This window comes from Pelagibius sp. CAU 1746 (genome assembly GCF_039839785.1).
Lineage (GTDB): Bacteria > Pseudomonadota > Alphaproteobacteria > Kiloniellales > Kiloniellaceae > Pelagibius.
Genome location: NZ_JBDOQT010000001.1, coordinates 390943 through 404192, shown reverse-complemented (window position 1 = coordinate 404192; position 13250 = coordinate 390943). Strand labels below are relative to the sequence as shown.

Here is a 13250-nt window from a genome sequence, read left to right as displayed (position 1 = left end):
GGCCGGCGATTCGAACGGCACGCAGAGGTAGTACAGCCATGCCGTGTATTCGCTATTGTAATTCTTGCCGCGACTAACGATCTTCAATCTCTATTAACGCTTGTATGTTGAAATTTTCCTGCACCACCAGAAGCTTAGAGGGAAATCGGCCTTTGCCGACAAAAGCGCAGTTGGCCCAGGAGCTTGAGAGGCTCCGGCGGCGCGTGGAGGAGGTTGAGCAGCTTGCAACCGAGCGCTCCCAGGCCGATGCCGCATTGCGCGAGAGCGAGGCCCGCCTGCGCGACTTCGCCGCCGCCGCCTCCGACTGGTTCTGGGAGATGGACGCGGACCTGCGCTTCTCCTTCATGTCCGACCGGCTGCGCGAGGTCACCGGCGTCGATCCGGAAAGCACCCTCGGCAAGACCCGCCAGGAAATCGGCGCCGGCGACACCGATCGCGACAAGTGGGAAGCCCATCTCGAGGATCTGAAGGCGCATCGCGCCTTTCGCGACTTTCGCTACGTCTACGTCAGCGACGCGGGCGACCGGCAGTATTGGTCGATCAGCGGGGTGCCGCTGTTCGACGACGACGGCGCCTTCCTCGGCTACCGCGGCACCGGGCGCAACCTGACCGAAGAATACCGTGCCCGCCGCATGGCCTTCGAGGCGCAGGATCTGCTGTTGCAGGCGATCGAGCATTTTTCCTCGGCGGTGGCGCTGTTCGACAGCGAGGACCGCCTGCTGCTGTTCAACGACAGCTACGTCGATATCTTCGGCCAGGCGGCATCCTCCATCGGCCCCGGCATGACCTTCGAGGAGCTGGCGCGGCTGCAGGTCAAGAACGGGATGATCCCCGCCGCCGCGGGCCGCGAGGAAGCGTGGATCGCCGAGCGCGTCAGCCGGCATCGCAACCCGGTCGAAGAATTCGAGATGGAACGCGTCGACGGGCGCTGGTTCCGCCTGCGCGAGGAGCGCACCGGCAACGGCGGCATCTTTCTGACCGCCACCGACGTCAGCGAAACCAAGATCATCGAGCGGACCGAGCGCGAACTCCGCGATCGCCTGCGCGCCGTCATCGACCACCTGCCCGCCGGTCTGGTGCTGAAGGACCAGAACGGTGTCTATCTGCTGGCCAACCAGCAGTTCGGGGAGCTCTACGGCCTGCGAAGCAGCGACATCATCGGCCAGTGCGCCCACGACCACTTCCCGGCCGCGGAGGCCGATGTGACCAACGCCCAGGATCGCACGGTGCTGCGCACCGGCATTCCCATGGAAGCGGAGATGGAGGTGACGCGGCGCGACGGGGGCAAGGTCTTCTCCATGATCACCCGTTTTCCGGTGCTGGACTCCTCGGGGCACGCCATCGGCATCGGCGGCATCCACATGAACATCAGCGAGATCAAGGAGAAGGAGCAGCAGTTGCGCGTCGCCCGCGACGAGGCCGAACGCGCCAACCACGCCAAGTCGGCCTTCCTCGCGAACATGAGCCACGAGCTGCGCACCCCCTTGAACGCCATCATCGGCTTCTCGGAGATCATGGAGCAGGGCCTCTTCGGCCCTCTCGGCAGTCCGCAGTACCGCGGGTATGCCGAGGACATCCGCCGCAGCGCCAGTCACCTGCTGTCCATCATCAGCGACATCCTCGATCTCTCCAAGATCGAGGCCGGGCGCATGGAACTGCATGAGGAACTCTTCGACGTCGCTTCGGTGGTGCAGTCCTGCCAGACCATCGTGAAGGAATCCGCCGCCAACGCCGGCCTGACGCTGCGCACCCTGCTGCCCGACGACCTGCCCTCGCTCTATGCCGACAAGCGCTCGGTGCGCCAGATCCTGCTCAACCTGCTGTCCAACGCCATCAAGTTCACGCCCAGGGGCGGCGGGGTCGTTGTCGAGGCGCGGCGGGAACCGGGCGGCCAGCTGGCGCTCGTCGTGCGCGACACCGGCATCGGCATGTCGGCCGACGACATCGAGATCGTGGTGCAGCCCTTCGGCCAGGTGGAAAGCGCTCACACGCGCAGTCACGACGGTACCGGCCTGGGCCTGCCGATCACCCGGTCGCTGGCCGAGATGCACGGCGGCTCCATGGCCATCGAGAGCGAGGTGGGCCGGGGGTCGTCGATCACCGTGCGCTTCCCCGCCGAGCGCGTGGGCGTGGAAAGCCTCTATCCGGCCGCTCCGGGCCGCAGGACGGCCTGAGCGCCCTGTTGCCGGCCCCCTAGAGCGGCCAGAACACCAGGATGACCGGCACCGCCACGGCGATGACCAGGATTTCCAGCGGCAGCCCCATGCGCCAGTAGTCGCCGAAGCGGTAGCCGCCGGGTCCCAGGATGAGGGCGTTGTTCTGGTGGCCGATGGGCGTCAGGAAGGCGCAGGAAGCCGCCACGGCGACGGCCATGAGGAAGGGGTCGGGGTCGACCCCCAGGCGCTGGGCGATGGTGGCGGCGATGGGCGCCATGACCACGGCGGTGGCCGCGTTGTTCAGGATGTCGGACAGGGTCATGGTCACCACCATGACGATGACCAGCACCGCCGCGGCCGGCAGGCCGGCGGTCAGGGTCAGCACCGCGTCGGCGACCAGCGACGTGGCGCCGGTGGTCTGCAGCGCACCGCCCACGGGAATCAGCGCGCCCAGCAGCACGATCACCGACCAGTCGATGCCGTCGTAGAGTTCGCGCACGTTCATCAGGTCCGTGGCCACCAGCGCCACGATGGCGATGCCGAAGGCGATGTGGATCGGCAGCAGGCCAAAGCTGGCGGCGGCGACGGCGGCGGCGAAGATGGCGATCACGGCCGGGCCCTTGCCGCGCTTGCCGAAATGCAGTTCGCGCTCGGCCAGCGGCAGGAAGCCGAAGGCCGGCACCAGGTCGGCCAGTTGCTCTCCCTCGCCGTGCAGCAGCAGCACGTCGCCGGGACGGATGCGGAAGGAGCGCAGGCGCCCGTGGAAGGGCTGGCCCTGGCGCGAGACGCCCAGCAGGGTGACGCCGCGGCGGGCGAAGAGCCGCAGCGAGCCGGCCAGGCGGCCGTCCAGGCGCGAGCCCGGCGCCACCACGACTTCCATCAGGGTGGCGTCGGAGGATTTTTCCCGCGGCTCCACGCCGGAGGCCTCGCCGCCGATCTCCAGGCCCAGCTTACTGACGAACTTGTCGATTTCCTCCGGCGCCGCCTCGATCTTCAGGATATCGCCGGCGCGCAGCTGCTTGCGCGTCGCCGGGGGATAGGCGCGGTCGCCGCGGATCTGGTCCATGATCACCGCGTCGATGTCCTCGGTCATCTCGTCGATCTCGCGCAGCGTCTTGCCGATGTTGGGGTTGTCTTCCGGCACCGTCGCTTCGGTCACGTATTTCTCGATGTCGAAAAGCTCGTCCTTGGCGCGCGCGCCGGCGCGCTGCGGCACCAGACGCCAGCCGATCAGGGCGACGAAGACCACCCCGGCCAGGGCGATGGCCAGGCCGACGGGGGTGTAGTCGAACATGTGGAAGGGGTCGCCGGTCAGTTCGCCGCGGTAGCTGGCGACGATGATGTTGGGCGGCGTGCCGATCAGCGTGATGAGGCCGCCCAGCATGGAGCCGAAGGACAGAGGCATGAGCAGCAGACTGGGCGAGCGGGCCGCCTTGCGCGCCGATTCGATGGCCATGGGCATGAGGATGCCCAGCGCGCCGACGTTGTTCATCACCGCCGACATGGCCGCCGCCAGCCCGGCGAGAGCGCCGACATGGGTCGTGGTGTTGTCCGCGGCCGGGCGCACGATCCGGGTCAGACGGTCGATGGCCCCGGTGCCCGAGAGCACGCGGCTCAGCACCAGCACGGCGGCGACGGTGATGGTGGCCGGATGCGCGAAGCCGTTGAAAGCCTCCCCGGACGGCACCAGGCCCAGGGCCACGCAGGCCATCAGGCTGGCGAAGGCCACCACGTCGTAGCGCCAGCGGCCCCAGACCAGCAGGCCGAAAAGCGCCAGCAGGATCGCGAAGAGCAGGGCCTGGTCGCCGGTCATACCTTCCGGGGTGATGGTTTGCGGGGTCACGGCGCGGTTCGGCTCCCTGGAGGTGGCTGCCGCGGCGCCCGCGTCTGCCCGGCCCCGCGGATTCGGATACCCGATTGTGTCATCGCCGCTGCGCTGCCGCAAAATCATATGCGGGGGGACGCCCGGCGGCCCTGGCCGCCCGGAGGGCGTCGCGCGCCGCGGGTCGTCCGGTTATGCTTAACGCAACCTTAACGCCGGCCTTTCACGCTGTCTCACAACGCCGTGAGAGGCCTTTTGCCACGCTGCGGAGTATGCCTATCTGTGCTTTGAGCGCAAAGGACAGCAGGCGCGACAGCTTAGGAAACAGCATGTCCAAGACCATAGAGGCCGATATCTGTGTCATCGGCGCCGGCTCCGGCGGACTGTCGGTGGCGGCCGGCGCGTCCCAGATGGGCGCACGGGTGGTGCTGGTCGAAAAGGGCAAAATGGGCGGCGACTGCCTGAACTACGGCTGCGTCCCCTCCAAGGCGCTGATCGCCGCGGCCGCGGCGGCCGACAAGGTGCGCCATGCCGGCCGCTTCGGCGTCAACGGCCATGAACCGGCGGTCGACTTTCCGGCGGTGCGCGATCATCTGCGCAGCGTCATCGCCGCCATCGCGCCGCACGATTCGGTCGAACGCTTCGAGGGCCTGGGCGTCACCGTCATCCAGGCGGCCGCCCGCTTCACCGGCGCGCGCGAGCTGCAGGCCGGTGAGGCCCGGGTGAAGGCCAAGCGCTTCGTCGTCGCCACCGGCTCCACCGCCGCGGTGCCGCCGATCCCCGGCCTGGAAGGCGTGCACTACCTGACCAACGAGACCGTCTTCGAGCTGGCCGAGCGGCCCGAGCATCTCATCGTCATCGGCGGCGGTCCGATCGGGGCCGAACTGGCCCAGGCGCAGCGCCGTCTCGGTGCGCGCGTCTCGCTGCTGGAGATGGACCGGGTCCTGGCCAAGGACGATCCGGAGATCACCGCGGTTGCCCGCCGCCGCCTGGAAGAGGACGGCGTCGAGATTCACGAGGGCGTCGCCGTGAAGGAAGTGATGCCGGAAGGCAACGGCATCGCCGTGGTCCTGCAGAAAGACGGCGCCGAGACCCGGCTTGCCGGCTCCCACCTGCTCGTCGCCGCCGGCCGCAAGGCCAACGTCGACGGCCTGGGCCTGGAAGCGGCTGGCGTTGCCTACACGTCCCGCGGCATCGAGGTGGACAGGCGCCTGCGCAGCAGCAACAAGCGCATTTTCGCGGTCGGCGACGTGGCCCTGGTCGAGGGGCTCGGCGTCTATCAGTTCACTCACGTCGCCGGCTATCACGCCGGCATCGTCATCCGCAATGCGCTGTTCCGCCTTCCGGCCAAGGTCGACTACAAGGCCCTGCCCCGGGTCATCTATACCGATCCGGAGATCGCCCACGTCGGTCTCACAGAAGCCGAGGCGCGGGAGATTCATGGCGGCAAGGTGCGGGTTCTGACCTCGCCCTTCGCCGAGAACGATCGCGCCCGCGCCGAACGCGCCACAGAGGGACTGGTGAAAGTGGTGGTCGGCGCGCGCGGCCGTATCCTCGGCGCCTCCATCGTCGGCCTGCACGCCGGCGAACTGCTGCAGCCCTGGGTGCTGGCCATAGACGGGGGCCTCAAGATCGGCGCGCTCGCCGGCATGATCGCGCCCTATCCCACGCTGGGCGAGGCGAACAAGCGCGCGGCCGGCAGCTACTACACCCCCAGCCTGTTCGGCGAGCGCACGAAGAAGATCGTGCGCTTCCTGCTGCGCTTCGGCTGAGCGGCAAGTGAAAGGTCGGGCATGAGCAATTCAAACCGGACGGAGACGATGCCGGGTGGCGGCAGCAGAGGCAGGTCCGCCCTCAGACGCCTGCTGCCGCTGGCCGTCCTGGCGGCGGCCTTCGCCGTGGCGCTGGGCTTTCAGGAACACTTCAGCATCGAGGTGCTGCGCGAACATCGCGGCCTGCTGAACGCCTTCGTGGCCGACAACGCCGCCGCCGCCGCCCTGGCCTTCATGACGCTCTATGCCGCGACCACCCTGCTTTCGCTGCCGGTGGGCGCGGTGCTGACCGTCGCCGGCGGTTTTCTCTTTGGCGTCGCCTTGGGCACCCTCTACGTGGTGGTGGGGGCCACCCTGGGCGCCACGGCCCTCTTCATCGTCGCGCGCAGCACGCTGGGCGGCCTGCTGCGGGCCAAGGCCGGGCCTTTCCTGCAGCGCATGGAAGCGGGCTTCCGTGAAAACGCCCTCAGCTACATGCTGGTGCTGCGCCTGATCCCGCTCTTTCCGTTCTTTATCGTCAACCTCGTTCCGGCTTTTCTCGGCGTCTCCCTGCGCATCTACGTCGTCGGCACCTTCATCGGCATCATTCCCGGCACCCTGGTCTTCATTCTGGCCGGCGCCGGGCTGGGCTCGGTCTTCGATCAGGGCGGCGCCTTCACGGTGGAGAACGTGCTGACGCCGCAGATCATCGCCGGCCTTGTCGGCCTGTCGCTGCTCTCGCTGCTGCCGGTGGTCTACAAGCACGTCAAGGCGCGCCGTTCGGCCGCCTGATCTTTTGCGCCTCTTTGATCCGGCGTTCAGGCTTGATATATCTGAATGATCGAGCGGGCCCCCGCTTCAGAGATCTTGAGGCTTGCCCCAATCCGACAGCCCCGGACCTCGCGGCGGCGCGACTCCGTTTCAGCGAGACTTCAGGGGAGAAGCGTCATGTCGCCAGCACCGACTCCGGCAGCCAATGCCTCGATAGCGAAGGACCCCACGGCCAGGGCCTCCGTGGCCAAGGCTTCGCCGAAGCGGCGCGGCCTCCGGGCCGCGCTGCCGGATCTTGCGCTGCCGGGTCTTGCACTGCCGGGTCTTGCGCTACTGGCCCTGGCCGCTGCACTGGCCGTGGGCCAGGCCGCCGCGCAGGACATCCGCTTTTTCCGCATCGGCACCGGCTCCACCGCCGGCACCTACTTTCCCGTCGGCGGGCTAATCGCCAGCGCCATCTCCAGCCCGCCGGGCAGCCGCGACTGCGAGCGCGGCGGAAGCTGCGGCGTGCCGGGGCTGGTGGCGGTCGCCCAGTCGACCCGCGGTTCGGTCGACAACGTGCGTCAGATCCAGGAAGGCACTCTCGAATCCGGCTTCAGCCAGTCCGACGTGGCCTATTGGGCCTACTACGGCGACGAGCTGTTCCTGGACGGCGGGCCGCTGACCTCGCTGCGCGCCCTTGCCAACCTCTACCCGGAAACCATTCACCTCGTGGTGCGCAGCGACTCCGGCATCGGCAGCGTGGCCGACCTGAAAGGCAAGAAGATCTCCCTCGACCGGCCGGGCTCGGGCACGCGCGTCGACGCCTTGCTGGTGCTGCGCGCCTGGGGATTGGAGGCCAAGGATCTGGAGGTCTTCTCGCTGGCCTCCGGCGCCGCCGCCGACGCCCTGCGCGAGGCCGAGATCGACGGCTTCTTCTTCGTCGCCGGCACGCCGGCGGCCGCGGTCCTGGAGCTGGCGGAGGAGGCGCTGGTCGACCTGGTGCCGCTCACCGGGCCGGAGGCCGACAAGCTGCTGGGCGACCGGCCCTTCTTCGGCCGGCAGACCGTTCCGGTCGGCACCTATCCCGGTATTCCTGCCGTCGAGACGCTCTCCGTCGGCGCTCAATGGATCGTCTCCGAGCAGGTGCCGGAGCAGGAGGTCTACGAGATCACCCGCGCCCTCTGGCACCCCAGCACGCGCCAGCTTCTGGACAAGGGCCACCCCAAGGGCCGCCAGATCTTGCTGGAGAAGGCGCTGGACGGCCTCGGCATTCCACTGCATCCCGGCGCCGCGCGCTACTACCGCGAGGCCGGCATGCTGCCCTAGAGCAGGTCAGGGCCGGCTGGACTCGCCAAAGGCGATCCACCGACCCCGTAAATCTGCTCTATACCTTTGACCTGGACCGGGGCGTAGGGCTCAGTCGAAGTCGATCACCCAGGGTTCTTCGGCCGCCGCGGCACTCCACTCCTGCATCCAGGGATGGGCGGTCACCGCCGCGCAGTAGGCCTCGCAGACCGCGTCCAGCGTCACGTCGTAGGTGCGAAAGCGCGTCACCACCGGGGCGTAGAAGGCATCGGCGATGCAGAAGTCCCCGAAGAGAAAGTCTCCGCCGCCGCCGAAGTTTGCGCGGCAGTCCCGCCAGATATCGCAGATCCGGCCGATGTCGGCCTGCGTCTCGGCGCCGATCCTATGGCCGGGATGGTGCCTGCCGAGGTCCATGGGCAGGTCGCGGCGCAGGGCCGGGAAGCCGGAATGCATCTCCGCGGTGACGCTGCGCGCCACCTGCCGCGCCCTGGCCCCGGCGGGCCAGAGGCCCTTGTCCGGGAAGCGCTCGGCCAGGGTCTCGGCGATGGCGAGACTGTCCCAGATCGGCTCGTCGTCCGCGATCAGGGTGGGGACTTTCCCGGTCGGGCTGTGCTTCAGGATCTCCGCGCGGGTCTCGGGCCGGCGCAGCGGGATCACCACCTCGGTGACGTCGAGGCCCGCCTGGCGGACCGGTAGCCAGCCGCGCAGCGACCAGGAGGAGTAGGTCTTGTTGCCCAAGATCAGTTTGGGGATCAGGGTGTAGCCGGTCATCTTCCGTGCCTTTGTTCGTCTGCGCGCGTTGCCGTCCGCATCCTGCGGGTCGACAGGGCGGCAATTTAGCGCAAATATGCGCGCGCCGCGCAAGCCTGCCGTGGCGCCTGACCCCATGAGTTCCCCCCACCCAGGAGCCGACCCTTGGCCAGTACCGCTTATCTTGTTGCCGATGACGAAGCCCATGCCGATGAAGCTACGCCGATCGCCGCCGTCACGCGGGAGGCTTATGAGGACTGGCTGAAGGACCGGGAGGCGCCGCAGCGCAATTGGATCTCGGCCAGCGGCTTCCGCGCCCAGCCGGGCGCCTTCTGCCTGCTGCCCGGCGAAAACGGCGCGCTGGCGCAGGTGCTGCTGGTGATCGACGGCGAGGAGGCGATCTGGTCTTTCGCCGGCCTGCCCGCCGCCCTGCCGCCCGGGGTCTACCGGCTGGACCAGGGATTGAGGCCGGGGCTCGCCTCGCGGGCGGCGCTGGGCTGGGCGCTGGGCAGCTACAGCTTCACCCGCTACAAGGAAAACCCCCGCGAGTACCCGTGCCTGGTCTGGCCCAAGTCGGCCGACCGGGACCAGGTCAGCCACACCGCCGAGGCCATCGGCCTGGTGCGCGATCTGGTCAACACGCCGGCCGCCGACATGGGCCCGGCACAGCTCGCCGAGGCCGCGCGCGAACTGGCCAAGCGGCACCGCGGCAAGTGCACGGTGCTGGTCGGCGACACCTTGCTGAAGCGCAACTACCCGGCGATCCATGCGGTGGGCAGGGCCGCCGCCGAGGAACCGCGCCTCATCGACCTGCGCTGGGGCACGAAGGGCCCCAAGGTGACGCTGGTCGGCAAGGGCGTCTGCTTCGACTCCGGCGGCCTGGACCTGAAGCCCGCCGCGGGCATGAAGCTGATGAAGAAGGACATGGGCGGTGCCGCCCATGTGCTGGGCCTGGCGTCGCTGATCATGGCCGAGAAGCTGCCGCTGCGCCTGCGGGTGCTGGTGCCGGCGGTGGAGAATGCCGTCTCCGGCAACGCCTTCCGGCCGCTGGACGTGCTGCAGACCCGCAAGGGCCTGACCGTCGAAGTGGGCAACACCGATGCCGAAGGGCGTCTCATTCTCTGCGATGCCCTGGCGGAGGCCGACGGCGAGAAGCCCGATCTGCTGATCGATTTCGCGACCCTGACCGGCGCTGCGCGCGTGGCGCTCGGCCCCGACCTGCCGGCCTTGTTCAGCAACGACGACAAGCTGGCCGGGCTGATCCTGCGCCACAGCGCGGCCGAGGGCGATCCGGTCTGGCGTCTGCCGCTGTTCAAGGGTTATCGCCCTGGATTGGAGAGCAAGGTCGCCGACCTGAACAACATTTCCAACAGCCCTTATGGCGGCGCCATCACCGCCGCCTTGTTCCTGGAGAACTTCGTCAGTCCGGGCACCCCTTGGGCGCACATCGATATCATGGCCTGGAACATCGCAACGCGGCCGGGCCGCCCGGAAGGCGGCGAGGCCATGGGCCTGCGCGCCGTCTACGCCGCCATCGTCGAGCTGACACGGCGCAGCAGCAAAAAAGGCTGAGCGTCGCCGCGATCCGTCCTACTTCGGCAGGGGCCCTACTGCTCGAGACACTGGGGGTCGCCGCAGGCCGCCTGGCAGTTCCGCATGACCCGCTCCTGGTCCATGAGGCTGCAGGCGAAGGTCTTGGCGAAGTCGATCGCGGCGACGCGGCACATCTCCGTGCGGTAGGGCACGGGGATGCTCGACGAACGGCTGGTTTCCGGGCAGGTGATGGTGGCGTTGAAGGTGTTCAGCGCACCGCCGCCTGAAGAGCCCTGGGATGAACCGCCGCTGCTGCTGCCGCCACTGCTCGACCGGGCGGCGGTGGCGTAGCGCTCCTGCAGGTTGGCGAGGGCGTTGGGGCCGTTGCCGTTGAACACGTCGGAGACCAGGGCGCCACCGATCTCCATCTGCGCCGCGCTGGGGATATCCGCGGTGGCGATCACCGCGGCGCCGTCGGTGTAGGCGGTGAGTCCCTGTGCTTTGTGGTCTTGCCAGTGGCCCAAGCGCGCCCCGTAGCTGAAGATCTCGTCCCAGGTCTTTTTGAACTGGGTCGCGCCGAAACCGTTCAGCCTGTCGCCGCGGAACGCGCCGATAACGGTCACTAGGCGCGCTTCCGGCGGGTCGGATACCTTCAGGCCGAAGCCGTGCATCGCCGCGTCGCTGCGGATGTCGCCTTAGTAGAACCAGCGGCTGCCAGACGAGGTCGACCTGTTTCGTCAGCGCGCGGTTGCAGGGCATCATGTAGATCAGCCGGTCGGCGGCGCTCGATCCGCCCTCCGGCGTCTCCACAAAAAGCGAAACCACCCCGTGCTTGGCGACGCAGAGAAAGTGGTCCCCGTCGCTGGCCGAGGCGCCGGGCAGGATGGCGGAGGGATAGAAGTGATCGATCACCTCCACCTCGCCGTTGCCGCAGGTGTAGTGGATGCGCACCCCGCCGAGCGCCAGCGGCTCCTTGCCGGTATTGACGACGGTCCAGGTGACGATGACGGCTTCCTGCAGCTTGGAAAAGCGGGGCTTGGCGGATACGCCCCCGGGCCAGTCGCCGGCGAAGCCGGGTAGCGGCGCAAGCCGGAAACCCAAGACAGGCAGAACAGGTAAGCGACCAGAGAAAGACAAAGAACAGACGACCCGGCCCCCGAGAAGGGGCGAATACAATCATGGTCACAGATTTGGTTTAAGGGTTGAGGGCCGGGACTGGGGGAAAGCCGGCCGGCGGGCTTGCGCCCGCAGGATGGCTCCGGCAGAATTCATTTCGTTTCTGAAACGACAACGAGAGCCCTCATGGCCTCCGCCCCAACGCCGCCCGGCGGTTCCGCCGCCGGTCCGTCCTCCGCGCCCTCGCTGCAGCCCAGCCAGGCTTTGGCGCTGTGGCATACGGTGCTGGTCACGGGGCTCAACCGCGCGCTGCCGGACCTTACCACGCGCCAGTTCGCGCTGTTCCTCCAGGTCTACCTCGCACCGCAGCCGCACACCGTGCGCGGCCTGGCCAAGACCCTCAATATGTCGAAGCCGGCGGTGACCCGTGCCGTCGACCGTCTGGAAAAGCTGGACTTCGTGCGCCGCAAGACCGACGAGCAGGACAAGCGCTCGGTGCTGGTTCAGCGGAGCGTCAAGGGCTCGGTCTTCCTGCGCGAGTTCGCCGACATGGCCTGCGTCGCGTCGCGGCGTCTCGGCGGCGCATGAGGCCCGCGTTGCGGGGCGGCCCGTTTCTCGCCGGGCACGACTGGATCGTCGCGCCGCAACACGCCGGGACCCTTGATTCCCGCAGGCCGGACCCTATCTGACGTTCAGGAGGACGACCTCCCCGATTTTCGGCAATTCATTCGGGACGGCCCGAGCATGGTGAGCATCATGTCTTGGGCTTTTTTGATTCTGGCCGGTTTCCTCGAAGTCGTCTGGGCGGTTGCGATGAAGGAATCGCGGGGCTTCACGCGCGCGACGCCGACGCTGATCATGCTAGGCGCGATGATCGGCTCCTTCGGCCTGCTTGCGCTGGCGATGCGCAGCCTGCCGCTCGGCACAGCCTACCTGATCTGGACCGGCATCGGCGCCGTCGGCGCCTTCGCGGCCGGTGTCTGGCTTCTCGGTGAAACGCTCACGATCCAGCGCGCCGTCGCGGCCCTGCTCATCGTGGCCGGCATGGTGACGATGAAGCTCTCGTAAGCGGCCCGGGCGCGGGCGGGGCCTCCGCCCGGCGGTCCTTCCGCCGGGACGAAGGGTCAGTAGCCCCGATTCATGTCGACCACGTGCTGCAACGCCTCGCCGGCCTCCAGGCGCTGGATGTTGGCGACCACGACGCGCACCGCGCTCTCCGGCACCGTCATGCTGGCGATGTGCGGTGTGATGACGACGCGGGGGTGCTCCCAGAAGGGGTGCTCCTCCGGCAGCGGCTCCTCGCGGAAGACGTCCAGGGTGGCGCCGCCGATCTGGCCGCTTTCCAGCGCCTCCAGCAGGTCTTCTTCCACCAGGTGGCCGCCGCGCCCGGCATTGATGACGGCGGCCCCGGCGGGCAGCTTGGCGAAGGTCTCGGCGTTCAGGATGCTCTCGGTCTCCGGCGTCAGCGGCAGCAGGCAGACCAGGATGTCGGTGCCGGCCAGGAACTCGTCGAAGCCGCCGATGCCGTGAAAGCAGGTGACGCCGCTGATCGTCTTGGGGCTGCGGCTCCAGCCGGCCAGCCGGAAGCCGAAAGGCTTCAGTTTCTCCAGCGCGTCGCGGCCCAGCACGCCGAGCCCCAGCACGCCCACCTGGCGCGCCTCCGCGGGCAGTTGCAGCAGCTCTTCCCAGACCTTCTCGCGGCGTTGCGCGGCGTAGTCCAGCATGAAGCGGTGGTGGCTCATCGCCGCCCAGACGACGTACTCCGACATGCCGGCGGTGAGCCCTGGCTCGACCATGCGCACCACCGGCACGCCTTGGGGCAGGTCCGGGTCGCTGGCCAGGTGATCGATACCGGCGCCGACGGAGAAGATGGCCTTCAGGTTGGGATAGTGCTTCAGCTCGCCCTCCGGCGGCTGCCACACCAGGGCGTAGTCGATCTCGGCCGGATCGCCTTCGTAGGGCCAGGTGTAGACCTTCAACTCGGGGAAGTTGGCGGCCAGAGCCTCGGCCCAGGCGGTGCCGCGGTCGATGTCGGTCTTGATGAGAAGTGCCACGGAAATCCTG

General features: G+C 68.4%; 12 protein-coding genes. 8 read left to right on the top strand and 4 right to left on the bottom strand.

Going from position 1 to position 13250, the window contains the following annotated elements:
• Positions 1-152 precede the first annotated feature (152 nt).
• Positions 153-2174 (top strand): PAS domain-containing protein, encoded by a 2022-nt coding sequence (locus AAFN88_RS01825; protein ID WP_347517797.1) that lies wholly within the window; start codon positions 153-155, stop codon positions 2172-2174.
• Between the two features lie 19 nt (positions 2175-2193).
• Here AAFN88_RS01825 and AAFN88_RS01820 read toward each other — a convergent pair whose 3' ends face one another.
• Positions 2194-3999 carry an SLC13 family permease gene (locus AAFN88_RS01820; protein WP_347517796.1) on the bottom strand — a complete coding sequence of 602 codons (1806 nt, stop codon included), beginning with the start codon at positions 3997-3999 and terminating at the stop codon, positions 2194-2196.
• 308 nt (positions 4000-4307) lie between these two features.
• On the opposite strand from AAFN88_RS01820, the gene AAFN88_RS01815 reads away from it, so the two are divergent.
• The 3 genes from AAFN88_RS01815 (at position 4308) to AAFN88_RS01805 (ending at position 7808) form a co-directional block, all read left to right on the top strand.
• A complete protein-coding gene (locus AAFN88_RS01815; RefSeq protein WP_347517795.1) occupies positions 4308-5750 on the top strand; it encodes an FAD-dependent oxidoreductase in 1443 nt (480 codons plus the stop codon).
• 21 nt (positions 5751-5771) lie between these two features.
• Positions 5772-6521 (top strand): VTT domain-containing protein, encoded by a 750-nt coding sequence (locus AAFN88_RS01810; RefSeq protein WP_347517794.1) that lies wholly within the window; start codon positions 5772-5774, stop codon positions 6519-6521.
• 156 nt (positions 6522-6677) lie between these two features.
• Positions 6678-7808 carry a TAXI family TRAP transporter solute-binding subunit gene (locus AAFN88_RS01805; RefSeq protein ID WP_347517793.1) on the top strand — a complete coding sequence of 377 codons (1131 nt, stop codon included), beginning with the start codon at positions 6678-6680 and terminating at the stop codon, positions 7806-7808.
• 90 nt (positions 7809-7898) lie between these two features.
• Here AAFN88_RS01805 and AAFN88_RS01800 read toward each other — a convergent pair whose 3' ends face one another.
• Positions 7899-8558 (bottom strand): glutathione S-transferase family protein, encoded by a 660-nt coding sequence (locus AAFN88_RS01800; RefSeq protein WP_347517792.1) that lies wholly within the window; start codon positions 8556-8558, stop codon positions 7899-7901.
• Between the two features lie 144 nt (positions 8559-8702).
• On the opposite strand from AAFN88_RS01800, the gene AAFN88_RS01795 reads away from it, so the two are divergent.
• The gene (locus tag AAFN88_RS01795; RefSeq protein WP_347517791.1) at positions 8703-10109 is read left to right on the top strand and encodes a leucyl aminopeptidase family protein; all 1407 of its coding nucleotides are present in this window, start codon (positions 8703-8705) and stop codon (positions 10107-10109) included.
• A 35-nt stretch (positions 10110-10144) separates the two neighbouring features.
• Here the strand turns inward: AAFN88_RS01795 and AAFN88_RS01790 are convergent, their stop codons facing one another.
• On the bottom strand, positions 10145-10693 hold the full coding sequence (locus tag AAFN88_RS01790; protein WP_347517790.1) for a hypothetical protein: 549 nt from the start codon (positions 10691-10693) through the stop codon (positions 10145-10147).
• A 277-nt stretch (positions 10694-10970) separates the two neighbouring features.
• On the opposite strand from AAFN88_RS01790, the gene AAFN88_RS01785 reads away from it, so the two are divergent.
• From AAFN88_RS01785 to AAFN88_RS01775, 3 genes are all read left to right on the top strand, one after another.
• A complete protein-coding gene (locus tag AAFN88_RS01785) occupies positions 10971-11150 on the top strand; it encodes a hypothetical protein (protein ID WP_347517789.1) in 180 nt (59 codons plus the stop codon).
• A gap of 222 nt (positions 11151-11372) precedes the next feature.
• Entirely contained in the window at positions 11373-11774 is a 402-nt protein-coding gene (locus AAFN88_RS01780; RefSeq protein ID WP_347517788.1) for a MarR family transcriptional regulator, read from the top strand.
• 168 nt (positions 11775-11942) lie between these two features.
• Entirely contained in the window at positions 11943-12254 is a 312-nt protein-coding gene (locus tag AAFN88_RS01775) for a multidrug efflux SMR transporter (protein ID WP_347521608.1), read from the top strand.
• A 56-nt stretch (positions 12255-12310) separates the two neighbouring features.
• Here AAFN88_RS01775 and AAFN88_RS01770 read toward each other — a convergent pair whose 3' ends face one another.
• Complete coding sequence (locus tag AAFN88_RS01770) at positions 12311-13240, bottom strand: glyoxylate/hydroxypyruvate reductase A (protein ID WP_347517787.1); 930 nt, start codon at positions 13238-13240, stop codon at positions 12311-12313.
• Positions 13241-13250 lie beyond the last annotated feature (10 nt).

Bases quoted from the DNA above. Each gene is read 5' to 3' on its own strand.
- AAFN88_RS01815 (WP_347517795.1), top strand. From the start codon at position 4,308: ATGTCCAAGACCATAGAGGCCGATATCTGTGTCATCGGCGCCGGCTCC.
- AAFN88_RS01810 (WP_347517794.1), top strand. From the start codon at position 5,772: ATGAGCAATTCAAACCGGACGGAGACGATGCCGGGTGGCGGCAGCAGA.
- AAFN88_RS01805 (WP_347517793.1), top strand. From the start codon at position 6,678: ATGTCGCCAGCACCGACTCCGGCAGCCAATGCCTCGATAGCGAAGGAC.
- AAFN88_RS01800 (WP_347517792.1), bottom strand. From the start codon at position 8,558: ATGACCGGCTACACCCTGATCCCCAAACTGATCTTGGGCAACAAGACC.
- AAFN88_RS01780 (WP_347517788.1), top strand. From the start codon at position 11,373: ATGGCCTCCGCCCCAACGCCGCCCGGCGGTTCCGCCGCCGGTCCGTCC.
- AAFN88_RS01775 (WP_347521608.1), top strand. From the start codon at position 11,943: ATGTCTTGGGCTTTTTTGATTCTGGCCGGTTTCCTCGAAGTCGTCTGG.